Source organism: Bradyrhizobium cytisi (assembly GCF_008123515.1).
GTDB lineage: Bacteria > Pseudomonadota > Alphaproteobacteria > Rhizobiales > Xanthobacteraceae > Bradyrhizobium > Bradyrhizobium cytisi.
Genome location: NZ_VSSR01000001.1, coordinates 90921 through 116431, shown reverse-complemented (window position 1 = coordinate 116431; position 25511 = coordinate 90921). Strand labels below are relative to the sequence as shown.

Below are 25511 nucleotides of genomic sequence, written 5' to 3'. Positions count from 1 at the left end.
AAGCTCACGACATCGATTTTGAAGGGGACCGGGTTATGACGCGTGAATTGTTCTGGCTGACCTGCACGGTGATCCTGACCGGGATCCTCTGGATTCCCTACACCATCAACCGCTGCCAGATTCGCGGGCTCAGCGGCGCGATGGCCAACCCCTCGCGCGGCGACAAGCCGCAGTCGGAGTGGGCGAACCGCCTGATGTTCGCGCACGACAACGCGGTCGAGAACCTCGTGCTGTTCGCCCCGCTGGTGCTGATCCTGAACGCGGTCGACTATTCCTCGAAATGGACGGTGCTCGCCTGCGTCGTCTATTTCTGGTCGCGCGTCGCGCATCTGATCGTCTATGCGCTCGGCATTCCGGTGTTCCGCACCCTCGCCTTCACCGTCGGCTTCCTCGCGCAGGCCGTGCTGGTGCTGGCGGTCTTCAAGCTGGTTTGACACCAGCGTCCCGATCACGCGGCAACGCCAGCCGGGATTTTCTCCAAAATTTGCAATGTAGCTTCGTCCACGGCGACACTCGTGTCGGCAGGCTGCCGACAAACTGCCTACTCCCAAGGCAGCCACGTGGGAACCGCAGGTGTTGCCGAGAGACGACACTTCCAGAGAATCAGCATCGCTCCGGTTTGCACATACAAGTTGTCGCCCATCCCCATGTATATTTGCGCATCGCAATTGATAGATTCGGGGAAGACATGAATTTGAAGGTTGTATCCGCGCTCGGCGCGCTCGCGCTCGCCGCCGTCGCGACCCAGGCCAACGCCGCCGATCTCGCCGCTCGCCCCTACACCAAGGCACCGCCGATGATCGCCGCGGTCTATGATTGGAGCGGCTTCTACATCGGCGCCAACGGCGGCTATGGCACGTCGCGGAATTGCTGGGACGGGACTGCCGGTTTCCCGGCCGGCATCGCCGAAGGCTGCCATGATGCGACCGGCGCCGTCGCCGGTGGCCAGATCGGCTATCGCTGGCAGAGCAGCGCCTTGGTGTTCGGTCTTGAGGCTCAGGGCGACTGGGCCGACCTCTCGGGCCGGAATGCCAGCACGGTGTTCGGCGTCGCGAACCGCACCCATATCGACGCCTTCGGACTGTTCACCGGCCAGGTCGGCTACGCCTGGAATAATGCGCTGCTTTATGTGAAGGGCGGCGCCGCGGTCACCAGCAATCAATACCGCGGGATCGGTACGGGCGGACTGGCCGGCGCCGAGTTCGATCGCGCGAACGACACCCGCTGGGGCGGTACGGTCGGCGTCGGCTTCGAATATGGCTTTGCCCAGAACTGGTCGGTCGGCCTCGAATACGACCACCTGTTCATGGGCCGGCACGACGTCACCCTCACGGCCAATGGCGTGCTGGCGCCGGCGGTGCCTGCCGGTGCGTTCTCGCGCACTGATAGCATCCGTCAGGATGTCGACCTGATCACCGCGCGCATCAACTACCGGTTCGGTGGCCCGGTCGTCGCGAAGTACTGAGGCTTGGTGTCTCGGACGCGCGAAGCGCGAGCCGGGACGCAGAAAGCAGACCAAGCAAGAAGATGGCCCCGGCTCGGCAGCGCATCACTGAAGAAGTGCTGCGCTGCGTCCGGGGCACGGCCGTGCCTTACACGTCCGCCATGCCGAGCATCAGCCGCATGTTCTGCACGGCCGCGCCTGACGCACCCTTGCCGAGATTGTCCAGCCGCGCGACCAGCACCGCCTGATGGTACTTGTCGCTGGCGAAGACGTAGAGCTCGAGCATGTTGGTCTCGTTGAGCGCTTCCGGCTCGAGCCGGCCGCCCTTCGACGCCTCATTCTGGAGCGGCATCGCCGAGACGTGTCTTGAGCCCGCGTAGCGTTTGGCGAGCGTGGCCTGAAGGTCGGCGCCGCTCGGCTTGCCCGGCAGCGCGTCGAGCTGGAGCGGGATCGAGACCAGCATGCCCTGCCGGTAATTGCCGACCGAGGGAATGAAGATCGGCCGCCGCGTCAGGTTCGAATAGAGCTGCAGCTCCGGCAGATGCTTGTGCTCGAAGCCGAGGCCATAGAGCTCGAACGACGGCGCGCTGCCGTCTTCGAAGCTCGCGATCATCGACTTGCCGCCGCCGGAATAGCCACTCACCGCGTTGACGCTGATGGGATAATCGGGCGGCAACAGGCCGGCATCGACGATCGGCCGCAGCAGCGCAATGCCGCCGGTCGGATAGCAGCCGGGATTGGAGACCTTCTTCGCGGCCTTGATCTTGCCGGCCTGGTCCGGTGCCAGTTCCGGAAAACCGTAGGCCCAGTCCGGCGCGACGCGGTAGGCGGTCGAGGCGTCCAGCACCTTCGGCCCCGCATCGCCCATGCTGTCGATCAGCGCCACCGTCTCCTTGGCGGCATCATCAGGCAGGCAGAGGATGACGAGATCCACCTCCTCCATCAGCGCCTTCTTGGCCGCCGGATCCTTGCGCTTGTCGTCGGCGATGGTCTTCACCACGACATCGTTCTGAAGCTTGAGCCGCTCGTTGATGCCGAGGCCGGTGGTGCCGGAGCCGCCATCGACGAAGACGGTGGCGGGCCTGCTGGCGGCAGCTGACTTCGGGGCGTCCTTGGTGTCAACGAGGCTGGTTTCAGAAAGGCTCATGGCACGCTCCTTTCGAGCTTGTTCGTGTCGTCTGCAAAAGCTTGCGGCCTTGCCTGCCGCATCAACTGTGAAATCTGCTTCGCGTCGGCATCGCCCTCGCCGAGCGCAGTCGCGATCGCCGTATAATCGGCGTCGGACTTGTGCTGATTGAGCTTGAAGCTGCCTTCGACCTCTTCAACCGTCATGACCAGACCCACGATCGCCTTCTTCATCGCTTCGAACCGGCCCGCAGTCATCTTCGCCGAATTCCACGGCGTCTTCGGCAACAGCCAGCTCTCGAACTTGTCGCTCAGCGTATCGATCTGCACCACCAGCTCATCGTCCGACAACAGCCGCACCGAGCCGCTCAGATGCACCGACTGGTAGAGCCAGGTCGGCACCTGATCCGGCGAGACGTACCAGTCGGGCGATACATAGGCATCGGGGCCATTGATCGCGAGCAGCCAGGACGTTGCGCCGTCCGCAAGCTTTACCAGCGGATTGTGACGTGCAGCATGAAAGGCGGCCTGCGGCGTGCCGTCGGCGGCGTAGGTCAAATAGAACGGCAGCGGCGAGGCGACCGGCTTGTGGCCGTCGAAGGCGCACATGGTACCGAAGCCGCGGTCGCCTGCGAATTTCAGGCTTGCGGCGCGATCCGGCTTGAAAAAGGGTGGCGTGTACATCGTGGTCTCCTGCTGGGCCTCCTTGGGGGCCGCCGGATCAGATCGCGCTGACAGGAGAGAGAATGCCGCGGATCGGGTCCAGCGGCAAAGACGATGATCTCAAACGCGATCGACCGCCCAAACCGCTAAAGAGCGGCGGCGGCGACGGGCGAACAGGATGGTCGCGGCGTTGATCATGGCGCGGGGCTATAAGGCCAAACCGGCCTGGCGTCAAGGATTTGGAGCTGTCATTCCGCCCCGCCGCAGCCTTTGGGTCGCTACCACCTAACCAGGCCGAGATGACTGAAGAGTGTCCCCCAGAAGGAACCACCGCGTGTCAGCTCATATAGATGAGCGCCTGCTTGCTCGTTTCCACGAGCCGATGCCTTGCTGTACCAATTGATTGCCTGCTGGGTGTCCTTCGGCACACCCGTGCCACTCTCAAGGCCCACCCCAAATTGTATTGGGCCCAGCCGTCGTTCTGATCGGCGGCCTTGCGCAGCAGGGAAATGCCTTTGGCAAGGTCCTGCGGCACGCCCTCACCCTTGATGTGCAACAGGCCGAGGCCCGTCTGCGCGTACGTCGAGCCCTGCTCAGCCGCCTTCGAAAACAGATCGAAAGCGAGGGCAAAGTCCTGGGGAACGCCTCGTCCGTCCCTGTACATGGCGGCAAGGCGGGTCTGGCTGTAGGCATTGCCCTGATCCGCGGCCTTGCCGTACCACTCGGCCGCCTGCTTTTCGTCGCGAGCCGTCCCTGTGGCCGTCTCGTAGAGGTAGGCAAGTTGCTCCTGACTGTAGGTATCGCCCTGTTCGGCGGAGAGACGAAACCACTTGATCGCCTCCGCGCGATTACGCTTCGTTCCATTTCCGTCCCGGTACATCGCGCCCAAATAGGACTGCGCGCGTGCATTGCCGATTTCGGCCAGCGGCCTCAACCGCTCGATCGCGCGTTGGAAATCGTGAGCAAGATATGCGTTCGCACCGTCGGTGAAATCTGCGCTGACCTCGACAACCGAGGCTGCTCCCTTCGGGGTCAGGCCGATCAGCCCGTACTTGAACTCGTCGAGCTTATCGAACCCCTTCTCGATAGCCGGACCAAACTCCGCCGGGCAGACCGGTGCGTCGAGCGTCAGGCGAAGAAGCGCATTGGAGCGGATAGTTCGGCCATCGACAGCGATGGTGCCATTCACCTCGATCCGGCCGTGGATTTCAGCGTTGCCCGTTCTGCCTTCGAACGTCGCCGAATAGGCGATCGGTGCCGGTTTCTCGTAGAAGAATGTGTTTTCGGGGACCGTGAGTGAAGCGACCTCGCGGTATTCCATCGGTCGGCAAACAAAAGGCCGTCCATTCGTCTGGCGCGCAACCAACCGCAGGAGCGATTGTCTTGGATCGGTCAGAGGCAACATCCTGATGCGCGCGGGCCGGTCGAGATCGACAGGTTTGCTGATCTGGAACGTTGATGTGATCGCGTAGTCGTCTGTCAGTTCGCGCGGATTTGGATAGGTGTAATCGCCGGTGCCGGTCAGACCGGCCTGCTCGATCAGCTTTCTGGCGGCCATACGCCGGTCTTCATCATCCAATCCCTGCGCGAGCGTGCGTCCTATTTGCGCGCCAACGCCAGTGCCAGACAGGATCGAGCGGACTTCGCGTTTCCCATCATTGCCGAGGACGTAGTCCGTTTCCGCAGCCATCCGGAAGCGCTCCGGACCAGCCATGGGAATGCGGCTCAAAGTGCCCTTGTCGATGTTGAGAACCGGCTTGCCCGCGAGGTTCGGCGGCAGGGAGCCGAAAGCGAACAGCGGCGCGGTCGGATCGAGATATTGGTCGATCTCCGGGACATAAGCGATCGCGTGGTCGAAATTCGGCGTGGCAATTTCGGTGAGCGTGTATCTTGCGTCGGCGTTCACCGCGACCAGATTGGCTTCGATGCCCTGGGCGGCAAGAAGCGCCTTGAACAACGTCGCGTGCGCCTTGCAATCGCCGTAGCGCGAGGCCAGCACAGCCGAGGCAGGCTGCGACGTCCAGCCGCCGTCCTCGAGTCCAATCCCGACGTAGCGGATGTTTCGAGCCACCCAATTGTAGAGGCGCTCGACCTTCGCGCGCGTGCCGACGGCGTCGCCGGCAATCTCCCGCGACAGTCGCGTCACCCTGTCGTCCGGTCGCGCCATCGGTGCGTTGCGTGCGTTCAGCATCGCCGCGAAAGCGGAATAGTCGGCAAACGTGCTGACCTCGAAACGCTCGGCAAATGCGAGCGTCTCGTCGTCGATCTGGCGGGGTCTGGGCGCGTCTTGCTGGAAGCGCACGTGATGGACGATCCGATCGTTCACCCTCTCTTCACGGTGCTCGACATTGCGCAACGCGACCCGCAAAGGCCTGGATGCCGGTCCATCAACGGTCACCTCGAGCAATTCGGGAGGCTGGCTCGCCGGCTCGCTCCAGGAGCGCGCAAACTCACCCGGAAATCTCGGCTGCTTCGCCTTGTAGACCAGACGCCCGCGGATGCTGTCGCCGGGAGCAACATGGGGATAGGCGATGATTCTGTTCCGAACCTCGTCGAAATAGGGCGACGAGGAATCTGTCGACGCCGGTTGATCGCGGATGGCGCGCTCGTCGACCTCGACCACGGTGCCATCGGCCTTGAGAGTGGCAAGCGCCATCGAGGACAAATCGTCAAAATAGCTGTTGTACTGAAAACTCTGCTGCGCGATCGCCTCGGCGCCCTTCTCGTCGAACGCCTTGATTTCGAACTCAAAGACCTCCGTGCTCAGCCCCTTCTCGTCGAATGTCACGGCGTAGCGCGCCACCGTTCGCCGCCAGCCCGGATCGACCCAGCCGGGCCGATCAGCGGCGGATGATTCAGCGGCATACGATTTCATGCATGGCGACGCGAGGAGCAACGCCACCAGGAAAGCTGAACAAACGCGTACGATCATATGCTGAGCGCTCGGCCGTTAAGTCGGCAACTCAACTAGCAGGCGAAAATTACCAGCCGCACTCTCGAAAAGAACGACTTTTAAATTTATTCCGCCCTGCGGGCGTCAACCTGTCCCGGTCTCGCTCAGATCACGCGCCAGAGCCATTCCATGATCGTCGCGATCACATCGCCGAACAGCAGGAGCGCCGCCGACCAGACCAGCGCGGAGGCGAAATTGGCGGCCTGAAAGCTCCAGTAAGGCATCTCGAAAATGCCGGCCGCGAGCGGCACGGAGGCGCGCAAAGGTCCGAAGAAGCGGCCGATGAAGATGCTGGGCACGCCCCAGCTCCGCACGAACGCCTCGCCCCTGGGCAGGATTTCCGGATAGCGCGAGAGCGGCCACATCTGCGCGACCTGCTCCTTGTAGCGGTAGCCGAACCAGTAGGAGACCCAGTCGCCGAGGGCAGCACCGATCGCGCCGGCAATCCAGATCGGATAGAAGCTGATGCCGCTCGCCCCGATCAGCGCGCCGATGGCGACCAGCGCCCCCCAGGCCGGGATCAACAGCGAGATGAAGGCCAGCGATTCCCCGAACGCCAGCAAGAACACGATCGGCGCAGCCCAAGCCTGATGGAGGCGCACGAAATCGGCCAGTGCGTGCGCGTACTGCTCCATTCCAGAATAGCCTTCCCGCCCCGCCTTGAGGTGCTGCTCGTGAAAAGCACTGGTAAGCCAGGGACTTGTGTGACATCAAGTCACAAAGCCGGCTCCGGCCGGACCGAAGCCTCAAATTGCCGGGATTTGGTTAGCTTGCGGCGTAAATTCGCCGGCATTAGCTCCCACCCACAGCGCCCGGCCGGTGCTGCGATAACCTTTCGAAGCCAGAAGTGGCATAGTCGGGCCAACCGATTCGCTGCCTTCGCGGCCATCAAAACGCATCAAGATATATGTCCAAGCAATTGAAAACAAAAGCCAAAGACGACCTGTTCGACGGCAATGAGCCGAAGGGGCGCACAGCCGCCACGAAGGCAGCGCCGCGCGGAACCGGCGGCGAGGCCGATTACACGGCCGCCGACATCGAGGTGCTCGAAGGCCTGGAGCCGGTGCGGCGCCGGCCCGGCATGTATATCGGCGGCACCGACGAGAAGGCACTGCATCACCTCTTCGCCGAAGTCATCGACAACTCGATGGACGAGGCGCTGGCCGGACACGCGACCTTCATCGGCGTCGAGCTCTCCGCGGACGGCTTCCTCACCGTCACCGACAACGGCCGCGGCATCCCGATCGATCCGCATCCGAAGTTTCCGAAGAAGTCGGCGCTTGAAGTCATCATGTGCACGCTGCATTCGGGCGGCAAGTTCGACAGCAAGGTCTACGAGACCTCCGGCGGTCTGCACGGCGTCGGCATCTCCGTGGTGAACGCGCTCTCCTCGCTGCTCGAGGTCGAGGTCGCGCGCGGCCAGAAGCTGCATCGCATGACGTTCGAGCGCGGCCATCCCAAGGGCAAGCTCGAGGATCTCGGCAAGGTCAACAACCGCCGCGGCACGCGCGTGCGGTTCAAGCCCGACACCGACATCTTCGGCGCCAAGGCCGCGTTCAAGCCGCAGCGCCTGTTCAAGATGACGCGCTCGAAGGCCTATCTGTTCGGCGGCGTCGAGATCCGCTGGAACTGCGCGCCCGAGCTGCTCAAGGGCGTCGAGGATGTTCCGCCGGAAGCGACCTTCCACTTCCCCGGCGGCCTGAAGGACTATCTGGCGGCGGCGATCCACGCCGACACGCTGGTGCATCCCGACATCTTCTCCGGCAAGTCGGGCCGCAACGGCGCGCATGGCGCCTGCGAATGGGCCGTGGCCTGGACGGCGGATGCCGACGGCTTCCTCTCCTCCTACACCAACACCGTACCGACGCCCGATGGCGGCACGCACGAATCCGGCCTGCGCAGCGCGCTGTTGCGCGGCCTGAAGGATCACGCCGAACGCGTCGGTCAGGGCAAGCGCGCCTCGTCCATCACCTCGGAAGACGTGATGGTGGGCGCCGCCGTGATGCTGTCCGTGTTCGTGCGCGAGCCTGAATTCCAGGGCCAGACCAAGGATCGTCTCGCCACCGCCGAAGCGCAGCGCATCGTCGAGCAGGCGATGAAGGATCCGTTCGACCATTGGCTGTCGGGCAATCCGAACATGGCCAACCGGCTGCTCGATTTCGTCATCGACCGCGCCGAGGAGCGGCTGCGCCGGCGGCAAGAGAAAGAGACCGCGCGGAAAACCGCAGGCAAGAAGCTGCGCCTGCCCGGCAAGCTCGCCGACTGCAGCGATGCGGGCTTGGACGGCTCGGAACTCTTCATCGTCGAGGGCGACTCGGCCGGCGGCAGCGCCAAGCAGGCGCGCGATCGCAAGACCCAGGCCGTGCTGCCGCTGCGCGGCAAGATCCTCAACGTCGCCTCCGCCGGCAAGGACAAGCTGACGGCGAACACCCAACTCGCCGACCTGGTGCAGGCGATCGGCTGCGGCATGCTCGCGCAGTATCGTGAAGAGGATTTGCGCTATCAGCGCATCATCATCATGACCGACGCCGACGTCGACGGCGCCCACATCGCGTCGCTGCTGATCACGTTCTTCTACCGGCAGATGCCGCGGCTGATCGACGAGGGGCATCTCTTCCTCGCAGTGCCGCCGCTCTACAAGCTGACGCATGGATCGAAGTCGGTCTACGCACGCGACGACGCGCACAAGGAAGCGCTGATCAAAAGCGAATTCAATGCCAACGCCAAGGTCGAGGTGAACCGCTTCAAAGGCCTCGGCGAGATGATGCCGGCGCAGCTCAAGGAGACCACCATGGATCCTGCCAAGCGGACCATGCTGAAAGTCGTCCTGCTCGCCGACGATCGCGACACCACGGCGGATTCCGTCGAACGCCTGATGGGCACCAAGGCCGAAGCGCGCTTCGCCTTCATCTCCGACAAGGCCGAGTTCGCGAGCGAAGAGCTGCTCGACGTCTGATGCGGTGATTTCCGCTGAAAAGCCCCGGCCCGAGGCCGGGGTTTTTCAATTGGGATGGCGAAAGCGCGACTCGGCCAACGACTCACAGCGGCCGGTCGGCAAGCCAAGGCTGAGGCAGGATCGCCTCCGTTTCGGACAAAGGCGAATTCCTAACAGAATCCTACCCGGGCAGGCGATGCGAAGACCGGCGTAATACATTGAAATTACGTCGCTTTTTGGGGGGACTTATTGACGGCACCTCAAAACCCGGATGGCGGGCGTTTTCCGGCGACTGTGCCTGCCCTGCAACAGCATTTCGGCGAGAACCGTCTATAGTCCGGGCATCAGATCACACGGACTTCAGAGCGCTCGCGCCTGCTACGGACCTAAGGTTGGGGATTTAATCATGAAGAAGATTGTACTCGCGCTGACCGCGGTTGCGGCGATGACCGGTTCGGCTTCCGCGGCTGACCTTGCGGCCCGTCCCTACGTGAAGGCCCCGATGGCGGCTCCGGTTGCCAACTGGACCGGCTTCTACATCTTCGGCGGTGGCGGCGGCGGTCTCTCGAACTCCGACCAGTCCGTCCAGTCGACCGTCGGCGCGGTTCCGCTGACCATCACCCAGCGTCAGGGTGGCTCGGGCTGGTTCGGCACCGTCGGTCTCGGCTACGACTGGCAGTTCAGCGGCACCTGGGTCGCCGGCGTGTTCGCTGACGGTCAGTTCGGCAGCATCCGCTCCACGGTGCAGGATCCGATCCTCGGCTACACCGGCAACCAGAAGCTGGAAGACTCCTGGGCCGCCGGCGTCCGCCTCGGCTGGCTGGTCGCTCCGAACGTTCTCTCCTACGTCAACGGCGGTTATTCGGGCGCTCACTTCGGCAGCACGAGCTTCACCAATCTGGGCGGCGTTCCCGCCGGTGTCCATCTCGCCGGCTACAACCGCAACGGCTTCTTCGTCGGCGGCGGCGTCGAGAACAGCCTGAACATCTTCGGCATCTCCTCGCCCGGCTGGTTCATGAAGACCGAGTACCGTTCGGCCTTCTACAACGCCAAGACCCGGGATGAGCTCTCCGACGTCACCAACCTGCCGACCGGCGTTAACAGCATCCGCGCCAACAGCTGGAACCAGACGATCTCGACCTCGCTGGTCTACCGCTTCAACTGGACCGGCCCGGTCGTCGCCAAGTACTGAGCTGAAAAGTACTGATCTGATCCGAATTCAACTTCAGACGCTAAAAGCCCCGGCATTGCCGGGGCTTTTTCGTGTTCGGAGACCTGAGCGATTGATGCTCGCCTTCAACGAGCTGCTCGCGCCGGCGATGCCCGGGGTGGTCTCGGCGAACATGCGTTCTCGCGCGGCCTTGCATCCCTGCCCATTGTATCCGAACAGAAGCTACGGCTAGTCTGGCCTCAAGCTCTCGCGAAGTGCGGCCGTCCTTTTGTGCCGCAGGCCACGACAGAATCAGACCGACAGGGAGGAATGCATGCGCAGATTTCTGCTGATCGCAGGCCTGTTTGCCCTCGCTGTCGGGCTGCTCTGGATCGGACAAGGCACGGGCACCGTCGCCTGGCCGCGATCGAGCTTCATGGTCAACCAGCTGCAATGGGCCGGCTATGGCGCCGCCATGGCAGGCTTCGGGCTGGTGCTGATCTGGCAAAGCAACCAATAGAAGAAACCAGGAAGTGAAAGCATGACATCCAACCGGTTCGATCTCCGCGGCAAGGTCGCGATCGTCACAGGAGGCAACGGCGGCATCGGACTCGGCCTCGCCCATGGGCTTGCGGACGCCGGCGCCGATATTGCCGTGGTCGGACGCAACGAAACCAAGTCGGCGGCTGCCGTTGCCGATCTCAAGGCGCGCGGCGTGAAGGCGATTTCCGTCACCACCGACGTCACCGACAAGGACGCGGTCGCGGCGATGATCGACCGCGTCGTTGGGGATCTCGGCCGCATCGACATCCTGATCAACAACGCCGGCATGAGCATCCGCAAGCCGCCGCACGAGCTCGAGCTCGACGAGTGGAACAAGGTGATCGACACCAACCTCACCAGCGCCTTCCTGTGCTCGAAGCTCGCCTATCCGGCGCTGAAGGCATCGGGCAACGGCAAGGTGATCAACATCGGCTCAATGATGTCGATCTTCGGCGCGAGCTTCGCGACCGCCTATGCGGCCAGCAAGGGCGGCATCGTGCAGTACACGCGCGCCTGCGCGAATGCCTGGGCGCCCGACAACATTCAGGTCAATGCGATCCTGCCGGGCTGGATCGACACCGATCTCACCCGCGGCGCGCGGCAGCAGGTGTCGGGTCTGCACGAGCGCGTGCTGGCGCGCACGCCTGCGGGGCGCTGGGGCGACATCGACGACTTCGCCGGCATCGCGGTCTTCTTGGCCTCGCCCGCCTCGAACTTCGTCACGGGTACAGCGATCCCCGTCGACGGCGGGTTTTCAGTAATGGCGTGAGGCGCCTTTCGCGTAAAAAAAAGAAGCCCCGGCGATGCCGGGGCTCTAAATTTTTGGCAGTGATCTTTTTTGCTGATTGGTCGTTTGTTGCTCAGTAGCGGCCGATGACCGGCGCATCGAACTTGTAGCTCGCGCGCACGACGGCCCACTGGATGTCGCGCGGCTTGGCATCGAACGTGTAATTGCCCGAGGTGCCGCCGAGCTGATAGGTCTGGCTGCCGAAGGCCGCGTAATTGTACTCGAGGCCGACGATCCAGTTGCGGGTGATGCCGTATTCCCAGCCGGCGCCCACGGTCCAGCCGTTGGCCCAGTGGGTCTGACCGCCGTTGCCCGTCGCCGGGCCGACCGTGTCGGTTACCGACAGGCGGTTGTTGACGCCGGCATAGCCGCCCTTGATGTAGAACAGGTTGTTCTGCACGGCAAAGCCAGCGCGACCGACGACGGTGGCAAGAACGTTCGCACGCCAGGAGAATACGTCGTCGCCCGCGCCGAACGCGGTGTTCACGACGGTACCTTTGTTGTTGAGGCCGGAGATCGTGCCTTCCATGCCGAACACGTAGTTGTTGGCCTGCCAGTTGTAGCCGATCTGGGCGCCGCCCATGATGCCGCTACCACGCTGACGATAGCCTTGGCCGGGCGTCAGATCACCGAACGGCGCCCCGATGCCATTGTTGATGAACTGCTCGTTGGTCCATGCGCCACCGATGTGGCCGCCGACATAGAATCCGGTCCAGTTGAACAGAGGCTCGATATAGGCCGGCGCCTTGGTGTAGGGCCGCGCGCCGAGATCGGCAGCGGAAGCAGCGCCGGTCGAAACCAGAGCGGTCGTGCAGGCGAAGGCGGCAATCAATTTGTTACGCATGATACTGGTACACCCCGTGTCCTTTGATGGGTGCACGCTCACAGACAGTTCTTACTCAAATTTGAATCAAGAGAGTTAAGGCGCCGGATTGACGCATTGCGGTCTATAAATCCGCGTGCGCTGTTGCGCGAACGCAACGCAAAGCGCGCGATTTAACGCGACATTATCCCTACTGAATCCCTGACGCCGGCGCGGCCTTTGAACGCACGTGCTCGGGCCGCACACCGAGCGCAACGAAGCGCGCCGCAATCCCCTGAAGCCATGGCGATGCGGAGATCAATCGCAGGAGCAGCGGCACCTTGAGCGGGTGATCGCCGCCCTGCAGCGCGCCCCTGATGATGTTGTTCTGCACGATCACCTGCATCGCCTGGGTCATCTTCACCGGGAACTCGCGGCGGCGCCGCACGGTATCGAGCTCGTCCTCGGATGGACAGCCGCGCTGAAGCTTCTCCGCGAGCAGGTTTGCAGTCGCGACCGCGTCCTGTACGGCGAGATTGACGCCGACGCCGCCGACCGGCGACATCGCGTGTGCGGCGTCGCCGATGCAGAGCAGGCCCGGCCGTGTCCAGCGTGGCAGGCGGTTGATCGCGACCGTCAGAAGCTTGATGTCGTCAAAACTCTTCACGTCGGCAACTCCGGATCGCAGGACCGGCGCCATCCGCACGACGTCGTCGAGCAGTGCCTGCAACCCCCTCGCCTTCACCGCATCGTATTGCCCTTTGGCGATGACATAGGCGCACTGCCAGTAATCGCCACGGTCGAACGTGACCATCATCCTGCCGGGCTCGATCCGTGCAAACAGATTCTCGGTCTCGTCCGGCTTGCGGCCGGCACGGAACCAGAGCACGTCCATCGGCGCGCCGATCTCCTTGACCTCAAGGCCGGCGCGCTCGCGCACGGTCGAATGCCGGCCGTCGCAGGCGACGGTGAGATCGGCCTCGATGTCCACAGTGCCGTCTGGCGTTTCCGCGCGCACGCCGGCGATGGTCTCGCCGCGGCGGATCAGGTCGACCGCCTCCGTGCTCATCATCACCTTGAGCGAGGCGAAGCGCCCGCCTGCCTTGCGCAGGAAATTCAGGAAATCCCACTGCGGCATAAAGGCGATGAAGGGGTATTTCGTGTTGAGCCGGCTGAGATCGGCGATCCGCACCTTGGTGCCGCCGAACAGGCCATCCATCGTCTGCAAGCGCTGATGCGGCAGCTTGAGGAAGCCGTCGATCAGGCCGAGCTCGTCCATCAGCTGGAGCGTCGAGGGATGCACGGTATCACCGCGAAAATCGCGGAAGAAATCGGCGTGCTTCTCCAGCACCACGACATCGATGCCGGCGCGCCCGAGGAGATAGCCGAGCATCATTCCCGCGGGCCCACCGCCGACAATGCAACACCGGACTCTCACGGAGTGACCTACGGTGTGCTGAGGCGTATCTGTTTCAGCCATCAGATCCTCGCTTGCGACTTTAGTCCGCTGTGCGGTGCAACAAGTCCGAATTGGTTTGCCGTGAGAGCGAATGGTCCGTAGCGTTGCTGACGAGTTCGATTGATTTCAGGATGATCTTGCTGTGCGCACCCTCCTCATAGTGCTTAGCATCTGGTTGTTGATCAACGTGCTTTTTGTCGTGATCATGCTTCCGGCGCGCAAACCGCGAAGACTGGATCCGCGGGCGACGGGTGCGCTTGCACCTGTGCGGATCGATCAGCATGGCTATCCGTTTGAGGAGCAGGAGAAGCTCCTGCTCAGCCATGTCATCATCTCGATCGCCATGGGAACTTTCTTCTCGCTGGCGCCACCCCTGATCGAGGCCATCGACTCTGCCAAGCGCCTCTTCAGGAAGCGCCGGCCTTAGCGGACCAGTCCCCGCCCGCTTCGGAGCCCCCGAGACAGCTCAATTGTTGCTGCGGTTGGCCGTACGAAAACTCTTGACCTCGGAAACGCTGCCGTCGCGATAGGTCAATTCGACCGACATGAACTGCGTGGCCGGAGGCAGCTTCTCGTAGAGCAGCATGCCGGCCGTGATCGCCGAGGGATCGCGGAGGTCGCAAGGCGGCAGCTTCAGCACCTTGTCCGGCACCGCCGTGTCGATGCCGATCCGCGCCTCGCGGATCGCGCAGCGATATGACACCAGATGGGAATAATACACCAGCAGCCCGTTAAACTGACGGAACGACAGCCAGCTCGTGGCGGTCATGTCGAGGATCTTGCGCTGGTCCCGGATCAGCGCCGCTTCGGGATCGAACTTGATCGGGAACGGGCCCTGCATGTCACCGGACGCGTCGACGTAGCGGACCTCGATGGTGCCGGCCTGCGCGTCCGGGGGCAGCTCGATCGACGGGTTCGGCATCCGCTTGCGCGTGCGCGGATCGAGCGCGTCGATGAAGCCGGTCTCGCGGAAATCACCATTGCCTGCCATGCGCCAGGACACCCCGAGGGTGGGATCAGCGAAGGAGAACGTCACGCTCCAGCCGCCATTGTGGCGCGAGAAGCTCGCGATCGGCGCGTTGGTCGTCTCTTCCTTCGGCACGCGCGGCACCGAGACCGGCGGCAGCGCCGCGAGCTTCTGCGGCGGCGGGTCGGCCGGACGCGCGGCCGCGGCATCCTTCGCGGCTCCGCTGAGGAAGACGTCGTCGACCATCTGGTCGAAATAGACCGGCACCTGCTTGTGCTTGACGGTATCGGCCATCTCGCTGACCAGGCGGCGCGTGTGCTGCGCGACCTGCACGAGGTTCTCGCCGGGCTGCAGCAGCTCCTTGGCGAAGGTGCGCGTGAACACCGAATTGGGATTGGCATCATCGTTGGAGAGGCGATCGAGCGCGGTCTGGCGCGGACCTGCCGAGAACACCGAGAACACGCCTTCGGGCAGCTGCGTCATCGGCGCAAGCCCACCACCGCCGGCGACTGCGCGCGTGCCGCTGCGCTCGAACGGATTGTTGCGGCAGGCGTCGAACACCAGGATCGAGGTGCGCGCCTTCTTGTTCTGGAGGCGCTCGACGACACGATCTGCGAGAATCGAAGCGTCGCGCACCAGCTCTTCCTGGCCTTCGGCCGCCGCCGGCACGTCGGTCGGCAGCAGATAGTTCTGGCCCGCAATCTCGAACCCGTGGCCGGCATAGAAGAAGAACGCGGTGTCGCCGGGCTCGATCGCCCGGTCGAAGGCGAGCAGCGTCTCGGAGAATTGCTGACGGTTCTGATTTTCGGCGACCATCACGGTGAAGCCGAGTTGCTTCAGCGTATCGCCCATAGTGCGGGCGTCGTTGACGGCCTTCAGGAGCTTCGGAACGTTCCTATAGTCATTGTTGCCGACGACGAGCGCGACACGCTTTTCGGCATGTGCGGCACTCGCGAAACCGCTGAGGCCCGCCGCCAGGCCAAGCGCCGCCAAAATTCTGAAAAACCGACGCGTCATCGTGATATTCCCGCTGCAGAACGGCTCCCCGTTGGCTCCATGCGGAACCTTACGCCGTTGATGTGATAGTCGGTCCAGCCGTAACGGCGGTTCAACCGGTCCGTCCCCGCGGCGCCATGATTTGGCCTATAGAAGATTCTCGTGGAATCTGCTTCTTCTTGGGCGGAATTCCGTTCGAGACGAGGGCTGCCGTGTATCGCTGGTGCACCGACGAGGTCGAGCCGCACGATCGCTTCGATTTCTGGCGCGAGGTCCGCGCCAAGGGGCTGTTCGGGGTCACCGCCGAGCTCGAGCGCGAACGGCGCGGCGACTTCTACGGCGAATTCTCGCTGAGCCAGGTCGGCAATGGCGCCCTCGTGGAGCTGAAGGCGTCTTCCTATGCGGTCGAGCGCAGCCAGGCCGACATCGGCTACGCGCCGGGTGACAGCATCTGCGTCTACCAGCAGCTCGGCGGCGGCGGTTGGTTCGGCGGCATGCGCTCGAGCGATTTCGCGATCGCCAATGGCGGCTTTGCCACCAGCCATACCGACCTGCCCTACCACACGAGGCCGTTGGGCGATTCCGGTTTCCATCTGCGGATCCTGAAGATCCCCGTCAGCGGCCTCGCGACACAGGACAAGCGCACGCGCGAGCTTGCGCCCAAGGTTTTCAACGATCCCGCTCTCGCGCCTCTGCTCGACGCCTGCTTTGCCGACCTCGGCGACGCCGCCGCGAATGATGGTTCGTCCGGCGCGGTCCCGCTTGTGCAGGCCTTGCTTGTACAGGCCTTGGGGCAGCTGGCGCTGATAGAGCGCGGCATCGTCAGGCCGGGCAGCCGGCGCGGACAGGCCGCGCTCCGGACCGGCCGCCTCTCGCTGGCGCGGCGCCTGATCGCGCGCCATCTGCAAGACCCCGATCTGGCGCCGACGCGTGTCGCCGACCTGCTCGGCGTCTCCGTGCGCCATTTGCACATGCTGTTCGAGGTCGCCGACCGCAGCTTCTCGCAGACCGTGACGGAAGAGCGGTTGAAGCAGAGCCGCCGCTTGATGTGCGAAGCGCCGGAGCGGCTGATCGCCGACATCGCCAGCGCCTGCGGCTTCGAGAGCCTGGCGACCTATTACCGGGTCTTCAACGCCGCCTATGGCATGGCGCCCGGCGATTTCCGGGCCCGGGCCGCAGGCGCGCGTTAACCACCGAGCTGGCTGCTGCGGCGAAAAGCCCAGCCGCGCCCGGTATTTGGGCAAAAACCTGAGGGTTTTTAGGGTCTTCCCGCGCCTGCTCCATTGACTTTGGCCGATTCCGCCCTATGTTCCGGGTCGACGCGGCTCGGTATCGAAGAGCGATTCCTGAGCTGGCGCTTTGTTCGCGTGAGTCAGCACCCCCAGCTTCTTTGAGAGCGCGCCGTTTCGGGGTGGAACGCGACAGCCTTATTACCCTCGATTCCGAACGGCGGTTTCGACCAGAGGCTCAATGTCCTTTTCCAATCTCGGACTATCCGAAAAAGTCCTCGCCGCAGTGGCGGCCACCGGTTACACCACCCCCACCCCCATTCAGGAACAGGCGATCCCCCACGTCCTCGCACGCAAGGATGTGCTCGGCATCGCCCAGACCGGCACCGGCAAGACCGCAGCCTTCGTGCTGCCGATGCTCACCATCCTCGAAAAGGGTCGCGCCCGCGCACGCATGCCGCGCACGCTGATCCTGGAGCCGACCCGCGAGCTCGCAGCGCAAGTGAAGGAAAACTTCGACCGCTACGGCGCCGGCCAGAAACTCAACGTCGCCCTGCTGATAGGCGGCGTCTCCTTCGGCGACCAGGATGCCAAGCTGACCCGCGGCGTCGACGTGCTGATCGCCACCCCGGGCCGGCTGCTCGACCATACCGAGCGCGGCGGTCTGCTGCTCACCGGTGTCGAGCTGCTCGTCATCGACGAAGCCGACCGCATGCTGGACATGGGCTTCATTCCCGACATCGAGCGCGTCTGCAAGCTCGTCCCCTTCACGCGGCAGACCCTGTTCTTCACCGCGACCATGCCGCCGGAGATCCGGCGCATCACCGAAACTTTCCTGCACAATCCGCAGAAGGTCGAGGTTTCCAAGCCCGCCACTACCGCAGTCACCGTCACGCAGTGTCAGGTCCCGGCCGGGCGCGAGGCGCATGAAAAGCGCGAATTGCTTCGCCGCCTGCTGCGCGAGGCCAAGGATATCCAGAACGCGATCATCTTCTGCAATCGCAAGCGCGAGGTCGCGGTCGTTCACAAATCGCTTCAGAAGCACGGCTTCAGCGTCGGCGCCCTGCACGGCGACATGGACCAGTCGGCCCGCACGGCGGCACTCGAACAGTTCCGCAAGGGTGAGTTGCCGCTGCTGGTCGCCTCAGACGTCGCCGCCCGCGGCCTCGACATTCCCGAGGTCAGCCACGTCTTCAATTTCGACGTCCCCCACCATCCCGACGACTACGTCCATCGTGTCGGCCGCACCGGCCGCGCAGGCCGGTCCGGCATGGCGATCTCGCTCGTTACGCCGCTCGACCAGAAGTCGATGGTCGCGATCGAGAAGCTGATCGGCCAGAGCATTCCCCGCGCGGAAGGCGATTACGAAGTACATGCGGGTTCGGGTGAGCAGGGCGACCGTCCGCGCGAATCGCGCGGACGCGATCGCGAACGTTCCCGCGGCGGACGCGGCAAGCCGCAGCGCGGTCGTGACCGTGAGCGCAGCCACGAGCCGCGCGAGGCGCGACACTCCTCGGAGGCAGCGCCTTCGACGGATGCAACGCCTGCCGCTGAAGCACGGTCTCCTCGCGAAGCGAGGCCTGTTCGCGAAGCAAGGCCTCCGCGCGAGGCAAGGCAGCCGTCCGAGCCGCGCGGAGGATCGCGCCAGCCGGCCAATCCGTCGCATGTCCCGTCGATCGGCCGTCCCGAGCCGCGCCGCCAGCGCGAAGCCGATACCGAGCCCGGCGATCACTCGCACCTCCCGGCCTTCCTGCTCCGACCGGTCCGCTCCCCCGCCGGGGCCTGAAACCACGATACACGCGTGAGTTGAGCGGTCGACCGTTTACCGACCGTTCATCATCGTCCGTTAGCCTACGAACATAATTTAAGCATTGCTGCGGTCGCGAGCGCATCGACCGTTGTGGGGTATGTTCTGTGGTCAAGGTTCTCGATGAACATGAACGCACGATGGCGTTTGCCGAGGTGGCGCTCGGTCAGATCCGGTCGCTGAAGCAAACCGCAATTCCCCGCAATTACGAGATCTGGTACGTCTACGCGACCGGCTACAATGCCCCGCTCAACAAGATCATCAACGAGACGCTGGCACGTAGCGGCAAGCTGACCGAAGCCGATCTCGAGCAGATCTACGACACCTATCTCTCCCACATCAAAACGACCGACCGCATTGACAAGGTCGGCGCGCGCGTCATCGGCGAGATCGACGACGTGATGTCCGTCTTGAGCGACGCGCTCGGGATGACCGGCGCCTACGACACCAGCCTGTCGCGCGCGACCGAGCAACTGTCCTCGGCCAAGAGCCGCGAGCAGATCAAGGCGATCGTCGAGACGCTGCTGCGTTCGACCGACGAGATGCGCGAGACCAACAAGGCGCTGGAAGGCCGGCTGACACTGTCTAAGAACGAGATCAGCAATCTCCAGCACAGCCTCGAGGCGATCCGCGCCGAGAGCCTGACCGATCCGTTGACCGGGCTCGGCAACCGCAAATATTTCGACCGCATGATCGGCATGGCGGTGCAGAACGCACTCGCCTCGGGCGAGCCGCTGTCACTGCTGCTGTTCGACATCGACCATTTCAAGTCGTTCAACGATTCCTACGGCCATCTCACCGGCGACCAAGTGCTGCGCCTGGTCGGCCTGTCCATGAAGCAGACCATCAAGGGCCAGGACATCACCGCGCGGTATGGCGGCGAGGAGTTCGCCGTGCTGCTGCCCAACACCGCGCTGCGCCAGGCTCTCACCGTCGCCGATCACATCCGCCGCGCCGTGATGGCGAAGGAGCTGAAGAAGAAATCGACCGGCGAGATCCTCGGCCGTGTCACCATCTCCGTCGGCGTCTCCATGCTGAAGCAGGGTGACGATACCGATGCCCTGATCGAGCGTGCGGATGCCTGCCTCTACGCCGCCAAGCGCAACGGCCGCAACCGCGTGATCTGCGAAGTCGACCCGGAATACGCGGTCGAGACACACAACCGGGTGGCGTGAGGCGGGACACTGCGGGCCGAGAGACGCGGGCCGCGCTTGACATTCCAACCTGACGGACGACATCTTCCTCGCCACCTGCAACGTCTGATCGCGCGTATCGAGGACTTGTTGTCGTGCCCAATCCTCATGATTTTCACAGGCCACAACCGTCTTACACCAGGGACGAGCTGCTGAGATCGAGCGAAGGCGGCTATTTCGGTCCGGGCAATGCGCAATTGCCGGCGCCGCCGATGCTCATGATGGACCGCATCACCGAACTCAGCCTGAACGGCGGCGAGTTCGGCAAGGGCCATATCGTCGGCGAGCTCGACATTGTGCCGGGCCACTGGTTCTTCGATTGTCACTATCGCGGTGACGCGATGATGCCGGGAAGTCTCGGCCTGGATGCGATGTGGCAGATGGTCGGCTACTGGCTCGGCTGGTCGGGCTCACCGGGCAAGGGCCGCGCCATCGGCGTCGGCGAGGTCGAGGTCACGGGCGCCATCACGCCGACGACGCGATCCGTGCGCTACGAGGTCACCATGCGCATGGTCCGCCGCGGCAAGCTGGTGCTCGGGATAGCCGACGGCCGCGTGCTTGCTGACGGCACCTGTGTGTTCGTGGCGAAGGATATGCGGGTTGGTTTGACCAAGGCCGCGGAGTGACGTGCCGTACGGTCGGCAAAGGCGCGCTTGCGCCGTGCCCACCATCTCTCCACACCGGGACTTCAACGGTGGGCACGCTTCACTTTGCCAACCCTACGAACCGACTTCTTGGCTGGCCGTTTTTTCGCAACGGGCTTCTTCGGCTCCGCCTTCTTCGCGACCTTCTTCCCCTTCGGGCGCTTCTTCACCTTGGCGCGCTGGGCGGCGGCGAGCGCCGCCCTCGCCCATTGCGCCAGCTCCTCGGAATCGTCGAACAGGCGCGCCGGCAGCTCCCAATAGGAGTTCACAAGCACGGTCTTGGCGCGGGTCGAATACTGGAAGGGCTTTGAGCCTTCCGCTTCAAAATCGGGAATGGTCACCTCGTCGGCGCGGAAGAACAGGCCGGCGCGAAGGGCGAGTGCGAAGTTGATGCCGTCGGCGGAGATGCCGTAGCCGGAGAACATCTTTCGGATGGCGACGGGGCCGAAATCGGCGAACAGGTCGATCAGGAATTCGCGGTCCATAGGCATGCTCTCTCGTGCCCCGGATGCAGCGCAGCGTGAAACGGTGCGCTGCTGAGCCGGGGCCCAGCCGTCTTTGTACTGGTGACTATAGCGTGGGTCCCGGCTCTGCGCAGCAGCACAAGCGCGCTGCAGCGCGTCCGGGACACGAGAGCAACGACGGAGAAATCTACCCGTCGATCTGCGCCGGGCGCAGCTCGACCGATTCGCCGCAGCCGCAGGCGGAGATCTGGTTGGGATTGTTGAAGACGAACTGGGCCTGCATCTTGTCGGCCTTGTAGTCCATCTCGGTGCCGAGCAGGAACAGCACGGCCTTGGGGTCGACCAGGATCTTAACGCCCTTGTCCTCGACGACCTCGTCGGTCGGGCGGATATCATGGGCGTATTCGACCGTGTAGGACTGGCCGGCGCAGCCGCCATTCTTGACGCCGACGCGCAGGCCGACGATCTCGGAATCGGCGCGCTGGGTCAGCTCGCTGATCCGCTGGGCAGCGGCATCGGTCAGCCGCATCACCTGCGGGCGCGGGCGCCGCGGCTTCGGGGTGGATGCTGGTGTCGAGCCGGACGAGATCTGGGTCATGTTATCTATGTGGTCCGTTGCCGAGCGAATTCAATATCGAGGTTACGCGTCACCACATGTTGAGGACGAGGCGCGCCTCGTCGCTCATGCGTTCCGGCGACCAGGCCGGCTCCCAGACGACCTTGACGTCGACCACGCCGACGCCGGGAACGCTGGCGACCGCGTTCTCGACCATGGTCGGCAGCTCGCCGGCGGCCGGACAGTTCGGCGTCGTCAGCGTCATCTGCACGTCGACGGAGCGATCGTCCTTGATCTCGACCTTGTAGATCAGGCCCAGCTCGTAGATGTCGGCCGGGATCTCCGGATCGAACACGGTCTTGAGGCCGGCGATGATCTCGGTCGTGAGACGCTCGGTCTCCTCCGGCGGCAGCGCCGAATGAGTCTCCATCGGATTGGCTTTGATTTCGGCCGTGTCACTCATGCGAACAAATCCCGCGCCTTCAGCAGCGCCTGTGCCAGATGATCGACTTCTTCCCGCGTATTATACATGCCGAACGAGGCCCGGCATGTGGCCGTCACGTTGAACCGCTCTAAAAGCGGCATCACGCAATGGGTGCCCGCGCGCACCGCGATGCCCTGGCGGTCGATCACGGTGGCGACGTCATGGGCGTGCGCACCCTTGAGCTCAAAGGAGATCACCGGGCCCTTGCCTCGTGCGGTGCCGATCAGCCGCAGCGAGTTGATCTCGCGTAAGCGATCCTGGGCGTAGGTGACGAGATCGTGCTCGTGGGCAGCGATGCGCTCCTTGCCGATCGAATTGACGTAGTCGATGGCCGCGCCAAGGCCGACGGCCTCGACGATCGCGGGCGTGCCCGCCTCGAACTTGTGCGGGGGATCGCCATAGGTGACGACATCGCGCGAGACCTCGCGGATCATCTCGCCGCCGCCATTATACGGGCGCATCGCGACGAGGTGGTCATACCTGGCCCAGAGCACGCCGATGCCGGTGGGACCGTACACCTTGTGGCCGGTGAAGACGTAGAAGTCGCAGCCGATGTCCTGGACGTCGACGGGCAGATGCACGGCGCCCTGGCTGCCGTCGACCAGCACGGGAATGCCGCGGGCATGGGCAATCTTCACGACGTCCTTGACCGGCACGATGGTGCCGAGCGCGTTAGACATCTGCGTGATCGCGACCAGCTTGGTCTTCGACGTCAACAGCTTCTCGAACTCGTCGATGAGGAAATTGCCCTCGTCGTCGACCGGCGCCCACTTAATCACGGCACCCTGGCGCTCCCTCAGGAAATGCCAGGGCACGATGTTGGAGTGGTGCTCCATGATCGAGATGACGATTTCGTCACCCTCTTTGATGTTCGGCCCGCCCCAGGAGGAAGCGACCAGATTGATCGCTTCGGTCGCGTTGCGCGTGAAGATCACTTCCTCGGTCCGCGCAGCATTGATGAACTGCGCGGCCTTGGTGCGGCCGCCCTCATAGGCTTCGGTCGCGGCGTTGGCGAGATAATGCAGGCCGCGATGGACGTTGGCGTATTCGGATGTATAGGCCTGCGTCATGCGCTCAAGCACGGCGCTGGGCTTCTGGGCGGATGCCGCATTGTCGAGATAGACCAGCGGCTTGCCGTAGACCTGCATGGCGAGCGCCGGAAAGTCCTCGCGCACGCGCGCAACGTCATAAGACCCGTTCATGACTGCGGGATGCGTGCTCATGACCGACGCTCCAGCCAGCGCTCGGCAATGCCGATCACATGCTCGCGCAAGCCGTCGTCAGCGATCTGCTCGATCGCCTCGCCCACGAAAGCCTGGATCAGCAGTGCCTGGGCCTGCTTCTCCGGCAAGCCGCGCGCCTTCAGATAGAACAGCAGGTTCTCGTCCAGCGCGCCGGCGGTGGCGCCGTGGCCGCAGGAGACGTCGTCGGCAAAGATTTCCAGCTCCGGCTTGTTGTCAGCCTCGGCTTCGTCAGAGAGCAGCAGCGCACGGGTCATCATCTTGCCGTCGGTCTTCTGCGCATCGGGGCGAACGATGATGCGGCCCTGGAACACCGAATGGGCGCGATCGTCGATCACAGCGCGAAAAACCTCGCGGCTGACGCAGTTGGGTACCGCATGATCGACGACCAGCGTGGTGTCGCCATGCTCGGTCTTCTGCAACAGGTTGACGCCGTTGATCGAGAGCTCGCTGCCCTCACCCGCCAGCGTGATGAAGCCTTGCAGGCGGCTGACGGCAGCTCCGGTGGTCATGTTGAAGAAATTCAACTTGACGTTGGCGCCGACCGTCACGAAATGCGAGGTTACGTTCAGCGCGTCGGGCGCGTCGTCCATCAGGCGGATATGCGCGACATCGGCATCGTCACCGATCGTGACGAGCACGGCGTCGTTGATCTGGTAGGCCTTGGCGCCAGCCGCCACGAAACTTTCGACGATGGTGGCGCGAGCGCCCTTCCCGATCGCGACCTGCGAACGGGTGAAGGCCGCCGCGGAAGCTGCGGTCGCGATGTGGATGATCTGGATCGGTGCGGACAGCTGGGCGCCGTCGGCAATCGACAGCACCACGCCATCGGTCGCCATCGCCGCGTTGAGCGCGATCACGGCGTCGGTGGCAGCGGTCTTCAGGAGACCCGCATCCTTCTCCAGCGTCTCCCGCAACGTCTTGAAACTCGCCTCGGTGGCGAGCGCCTTGACGTCTGACAGATCGGCGGCGAACACGCCGTCGACCAGCACCAGCTTGCGGGCACCCTCGATCGCATGCGCCTTGATGGCGTCCGCGGCGCGTTTCAGAGCGGCCGCATCGGGCGCGACCGCAAGCGGCAGCACCTCGCCGACCAGCGCGCGCAGGTCGGTGTATTTCCATTCCTCGATCCGGCGGTGCGGCAAGCCGAGACGCTCATAGGTCTCGAACGCCTCGCGGCGCGCCGCGATCACGGACGGCGAACCCGGCAGCCGGCCTTCGGCGCTGGTGAAGAGATCGCTCACCGCGCGGCCCTTTCCGGTCTTTGCCACAGCAACGTTCATTGCAAGATTCCTTACGCGGCATCCTCGAACTGGGTGTAGCCGGACGCTTCCAGCTCCAGCGCCAGTTCCTTGCCGCCGCTCTTCACGACGCGGCCCTTCGACATCACGTGCACCACGTCGGGCACGATGTAGTTCAGCAGCCGCTGATAGTGGGTGATCACGACCATCGCACGCTTGGGCGAGTGCAGCGCGTTGACGCCGTCGGCTGCGATACGCAGCGCATCGATGTCCAGGCCGGAATCCATCTCGTCGAGGATGCACAGGCTCGGCTCGAACAGCGCCATCTGGAGCACCTCGTTGCGCTTCTTCTCGCCGCCGGAGAAGCCAACATTGACGCCGCGCTTGAGCATGTCCTGGGGGATGTTCAGCGACTTCGAGACCTCGCGGACCTTCTTCAGAAAGTCCGGCACCATCAATTCGCTCTCGCCGCGGGCCTTGCGCTGGGCATTCAGTGCGGTTCGCAGGAAATTCATGGTGGTAACACCGGGAATCTCGACCGGATACTGGAATGCGAGGAACACGCCCCTGGCAGCCCGCTCCTCGGGAGCCATCTCCAGGAGGTCCTCGCCCTTGAACAGGATCTGGCCGCCAGTGACCTCATAGCCGGGCTTGCCGGCAATGACATGGGACAACGTCGACTTGCCGGAGCCGTTCGGCCCCATGATCGCATGGATCTGACCCTCGTTCACAGTCAGAGTGAGCCCATGGAGGATCTCACGCTCCTCGACACGAACCTGCAGGTCTTTCACTTCAAGCAAAGCCATCTTGGCATCCAGTTCATTCAAT

At 63.8% G+C, this 25511-nt stretch carries 25 protein-coding genes and 1 pseudogene; 11 read left to right on the top strand and 15 right to left on the bottom strand.

Translation table 11 applies throughout. The features are described from left to right. The first annotated feature begins 35 nt into the window (after window positions 1-35). Both FXB38_RS00510 and FXB38_RS00505 read left to right on the top strand, forming a co-directional pair. Window positions 36-434 carry an MAPEG family protein gene (locus FXB38_RS00510; protein ID WP_148748823.1) on the top strand — a complete coding sequence of 133 codons (399 nt, stop codon included), beginning with the start codon at window positions 36-38 and terminating at the stop codon, window positions 432-434. A 254-nt stretch (window positions 435-688) separates the two neighbouring features. Next, window positions 689-1465, top strand: coding sequence for an outer membrane protein (locus FXB38_RS00505; protein WP_148748822.1), 777 nt, complete (start codon window positions 689-691; stop codon window positions 1463-1465). Between the two features lie 127 nt (window positions 1466-1592). Here the strand turns inward: FXB38_RS00505 and argC are convergent, their stop codons facing one another. The 6 genes and pseudogenes from argC to FXB38_RS42510 all read right to left on the bottom strand — a co-directional run bounded on the left by argC (window position 1593) and on the right by FXB38_RS42510 (window position 7087). Then, window positions 1593-2591, bottom strand: coding sequence for an N-acetyl-gamma-glutamyl-phosphate reductase (argC, locus tag FXB38_RS00500; RefSeq protein WP_148748821.1), 999 nt, complete (start codon window positions 2589-2591; stop codon window positions 1593-1595). After that, window positions 2588-3253 carry an FMN-binding negative transcriptional regulator gene (locus tag FXB38_RS00495; RefSeq protein ID WP_148748820.1) on the bottom strand — a complete coding sequence of 222 codons (666 nt, stop codon included), beginning with the start codon at window positions 3251-3253 and terminating at the stop codon, window positions 2588-2590. The genes argC and FXB38_RS00495 overlap by 4 nt, the downstream gene beginning before the upstream one ends. Before the next feature lie 257 nt (window positions 3254-3510). Beyond that, entirely contained in the window at window positions 3511-3660 is a 150-nt protein-coding gene (locus tag FXB38_RS44800; RefSeq protein ID WP_347340215.1) for a hypothetical protein, read from the bottom strand. Window positions 3661-3755: 95 nt separating this feature from the next. After that, a pseudogene (locus FXB38_RS00490) lies at window positions 3756-6107 on the bottom strand (DUF3857 domain-containing protein); the annotation flags it as partial. Between the two features lie 182 nt (window positions 6108-6289). Further along, window positions 6290-6820, bottom strand: a complete 531-nt coding sequence (locus FXB38_RS00485; protein ID WP_148748819.1) for a DedA family protein — start codon at window positions 6818-6820, stop codon at window positions 6290-6292. A 111-nt stretch (window positions 6821-6931) separates the two neighbouring features. Further along, window positions 6932-7087: a hypothetical protein gene (locus FXB38_RS42510; protein ID WP_187434584.1), complete on the bottom strand. Its 156-nt coding sequence runs from the start codon at window positions 7085-7087 to the stop codon at window positions 6932-6934. A gap of 5 nt (window positions 7088-7092) precedes the next feature. On the opposite strand from FXB38_RS42510, the gene parE reads away from it, so the two are divergent. The 4 genes from parE (at window position 7093) to FXB38_RS00465 (ending at window position 11582) form a co-directional block, all read left to right on the top strand. Further along, complete coding sequence (gene parE, locus FXB38_RS00480) at window positions 7093-9141, top strand: DNA topoisomerase IV subunit B (RefSeq protein ID WP_148748818.1); 2049 nt, start codon at window positions 7093-7095, stop codon at window positions 9139-9141. 385 nt (window positions 9142-9526) lie between these two features. After that, on the top strand, window positions 9527-10312 hold the full coding sequence (locus FXB38_RS00475; RefSeq protein WP_148748817.1) for an outer membrane protein: 786 nt from the start codon (window positions 9527-9529) through the stop codon (window positions 10310-10312). A gap of 292 nt (window positions 10313-10604) precedes the next feature. Further along, window positions 10605-10790, top strand: coding sequence for a hypothetical protein (locus tag FXB38_RS00470; protein WP_007609848.1), 186 nt, complete (start codon window positions 10605-10607; stop codon window positions 10788-10790). Between the two features lie 21 nt (window positions 10791-10811). After that, window positions 10812-11582, top strand: a complete 771-nt coding sequence (locus FXB38_RS00465; protein ID WP_148748816.1) for an SDR family NAD(P)-dependent oxidoreductase — start codon at window positions 10812-10814, stop codon at window positions 11580-11582. Window positions 11583-11673: 91 nt separating this feature from the next. On the opposite strand, the gene FXB38_RS00460 is transcribed toward FXB38_RS00465, so the two are convergent. Continuing rightward, window positions 11674-12444 carry an outer membrane protein gene (locus FXB38_RS00460; RefSeq protein WP_148748815.1) on the bottom strand — a complete coding sequence of 257 codons (771 nt, stop codon included), beginning with the start codon at window positions 12442-12444 and terminating at the stop codon, window positions 11674-11676. Between the two features lie 169 nt (window positions 12445-12613). After that, complete coding sequence (locus FXB38_RS00455) at window positions 12614-13882, bottom strand: FAD-dependent oxidoreductase (protein WP_148748814.1); 1269 nt, start codon at window positions 13880-13882, stop codon at window positions 12614-12616. A gap of 121 nt (window positions 13883-14003) precedes the next feature. On the opposite strand from FXB38_RS00455, the gene FXB38_RS00450 reads away from it, so the two are divergent. Further along, window positions 14004-14288, top strand: coding sequence for a hypothetical protein (locus tag FXB38_RS00450; protein ID WP_148748813.1), 285 nt, complete (start codon window positions 14004-14006; stop codon window positions 14286-14288). Between the two features lie 39 nt (window positions 14289-14327). Here the strand turns inward: FXB38_RS00450 and FXB38_RS00445 are convergent, their stop codons facing one another. Further along, window positions 14328-15845 carry a caspase family protein gene (locus FXB38_RS00445; protein WP_148748812.1) on the bottom strand — a complete coding sequence of 506 codons (1518 nt, stop codon included), beginning with the start codon at window positions 15843-15845 and terminating at the stop codon, window positions 14328-14330. Between the two features lie 191 nt (window positions 15846-16036). On the opposite strand from FXB38_RS00445, the gene FXB38_RS00440 reads away from it, so the two are divergent. The 4 genes from FXB38_RS00440 (at window position 16037) to fabA (ending at window position 20679) form a co-directional block, all read left to right on the top strand. Further along, entirely contained in the window at window positions 16037-17014 is a 978-nt protein-coding gene (locus FXB38_RS00440) for a helix-turn-helix transcriptional regulator (protein ID WP_148748811.1), read from the top strand. 280 nt (window positions 17015-17294) lie between these two features. After that, the gene (locus FXB38_RS00435) at window positions 17295-18839 is read left to right on the top strand and encodes a DEAD/DEAH box helicase (protein ID WP_148748810.1); all 1545 of its coding nucleotides are present in this window, start codon (window positions 17295-17297) and stop codon (window positions 18837-18839) included. Between the two features lie 128 nt (window positions 18840-18967). Continuing rightward, window positions 18968-20035, top strand: a complete 1068-nt coding sequence (locus FXB38_RS00430; protein WP_148748809.1) for a GGDEF domain-containing protein — start codon at window positions 18968-18970, stop codon at window positions 20033-20035. Window positions 20036-20148: 113 nt separating this feature from the next. Then, window positions 20149-20679, top strand: coding sequence for a bifunctional 3-hydroxydecanoyl-ACP dehydratase/trans-2-decenoyl-ACP isomerase (gene fabA, locus FXB38_RS00425; protein ID WP_148748808.1), 531 nt, complete (start codon window positions 20149-20151; stop codon window positions 20677-20679). Window positions 20680-20741: 62 nt separating this feature from the next. On the opposite strand, the gene FXB38_RS00420 is transcribed toward fabA, so the two are convergent. The 6 genes from FXB38_RS00420 to sufC all read right to left on the bottom strand — a co-directional run bounded on the left by FXB38_RS00420 (window position 20742) and on the right by sufC (window position 25489). Continuing rightward, a complete protein-coding gene (locus FXB38_RS00420; protein ID WP_148748854.1) occupies window positions 20742-21182 on the bottom strand; it encodes a TfoX/Sxy family protein in 441 nt (146 codons plus the stop codon). A 166-nt stretch (window positions 21183-21348) separates the two neighbouring features. Then, window positions 21349-21759: a HesB/IscA family protein gene (locus tag FXB38_RS00415; RefSeq protein ID WP_148748807.1), complete on the bottom strand. Its 411-nt coding sequence runs from the start codon at window positions 21757-21759 to the stop codon at window positions 21349-21351. A gap of 49 nt (window positions 21760-21808) precedes the next feature. After that, complete coding sequence (locus tag FXB38_RS00410) at window positions 21809-22180, bottom strand: SUF system Fe-S cluster assembly protein (protein WP_148748806.1); 372 nt, start codon at window positions 22178-22180, stop codon at window positions 21809-21811. Continuing rightward, window positions 22177-23424, bottom strand: a complete 1248-nt coding sequence (locus tag FXB38_RS00405) for a cysteine desulfurase (RefSeq protein WP_148748805.1) — start codon at window positions 23422-23424, stop codon at window positions 22177-22179. The genes FXB38_RS00410 and FXB38_RS00405 overlap by 4 nt, the downstream gene beginning before the upstream one ends. Next, window positions 23421-24725, bottom strand: a complete 1305-nt coding sequence (sufD, locus tag FXB38_RS00400) for a Fe-S cluster assembly protein SufD (protein ID WP_148748804.1) — start codon at window positions 24723-24725, stop codon at window positions 23421-23423. The genes FXB38_RS00405 and sufD overlap by 4 nt, the downstream gene beginning before the upstream one ends. Window positions 24726-24736: 11 nt before the next feature. Continuing rightward, complete coding sequence (sufC, locus tag FXB38_RS00395; protein WP_148748803.1) at window positions 24737-25489, bottom strand: Fe-S cluster assembly ATPase SufC; 753 nt, start codon at window positions 25487-25489, stop codon at window positions 24737-24739. Between the last annotated feature and the right edge of the window lie 22 nt (window positions 25490-25511).

Coding starts and splice junctions, on each gene's coding strand:
- FXB38_RS00465 (WP_148748816.1), top strand. CDS start 10,812: ATGACATCCAACCGGTTCGATCTCCGCGGCAAGGTCGCGATCGTCACA.
- FXB38_RS00485 (WP_148748819.1), bottom strand. CDS start 6,820: ATGGAGCAGTACGCGCACGCACTGGCCGATTTCGTGCGCCTCCATCAG.
- FXB38_RS00415 (WP_148748807.1), bottom strand. CDS start 21,759: ATGACCCAGATCTCGTCCGGCTCGACACCAGCATCCACCCCGAAGCCG.
- parE (WP_148748818.1), top strand. CDS start 7,093: ATGTCCAAGCAATTGAAAACAAAAGCCAAAGACGACCTGTTCGACGGC.
- FXB38_RS00410 (WP_148748806.1), bottom strand. CDS start 22,180: ATGAGTGACACGGCCGAAATCAAAGCCAATCCGATGGAGACTCATTCG.
- argC (WP_148748821.1), bottom strand. CDS start 2,591: ATGAGCCTTTCTGAAACCAGCCTCGTTGACACCAAGGACGCCCCGAAG.
- FXB38_RS00475 (WP_148748817.1), top strand. CDS start 9,527: ATGAAGAAGATTGTACTCGCGCTGACCGCGGTTGCGGCGATGACCGGT.
- FXB38_RS00435 (WP_148748810.1), top strand. CDS start 17,295: ATGTCCTTTTCCAATCTCGGACTATCCGAAAAAGTCCTCGCCGCAGTG.
- FXB38_RS00405 (WP_148748805.1), bottom strand. CDS start 23,424: ATGAGCACGCATCCCGCAGTCATGAACGGGTCTTATGACGTTGCGCGC.
- sufD (WP_148748804.1), bottom strand. CDS start 24,725: ATGAACGTTGCTGTGGCAAAGACCGGAAAGGGCCGCGCGGTGAGCGAT.
- FXB38_RS00455 (WP_148748814.1), bottom strand. CDS start 13,882: ATGGCTGAAACAGATACGCCTCAGCACACCGTAGGTCACTCCGTGAGA.
- FXB38_RS00470 (WP_007609848.1), top strand. CDS start 10,605: ATGCGCAGATTTCTGCTGATCGCAGGCCTGTTTGCCCTCGCTGTCGGG.
- FXB38_RS00420 (WP_148748854.1), bottom strand. CDS start 21,182: ATGGACCGCGAATTCCTGATCGACCTGTTCGCCGATTTCGGCCCCGTC.
- FXB38_RS00495 (WP_148748820.1), bottom strand. CDS start 3,253: ATGTACACGCCACCCTTTTTCAAGCCGGATCGCGCCGCAAGCCTGAAA.
- sufC (WP_148748803.1), bottom strand. CDS start 25,489: ATGGCTTTGCTTGAAGTGAAAGACCTGCAGGTTCGTGTCGAGGAGCGT.
- FXB38_RS00505 (WP_148748822.1), top strand. CDS start 689: ATGAATTTGAAGGTTGTATCCGCGCTCGGCGCGCTCGCGCTCGCCGCC.
- FXB38_RS00460 (WP_148748815.1), bottom strand. CDS start 12,444: ATGCGTAACAAATTGATTGCCGCCTTCGCCTGCACGACCGCTCTGGTT.
- FXB38_RS00445 (WP_148748812.1), bottom strand. CDS start 15,845: ATGACGCGTCGGTTTTTCAGAATTTTGGCGGCGCTTGGCCTGGCGGCG.
- FXB38_RS00510 (WP_148748823.1), top strand. CDS start 36: ATGACGCGTGAATTGTTCTGGCTGACCTGCACGGTGATCCTGACCGGG.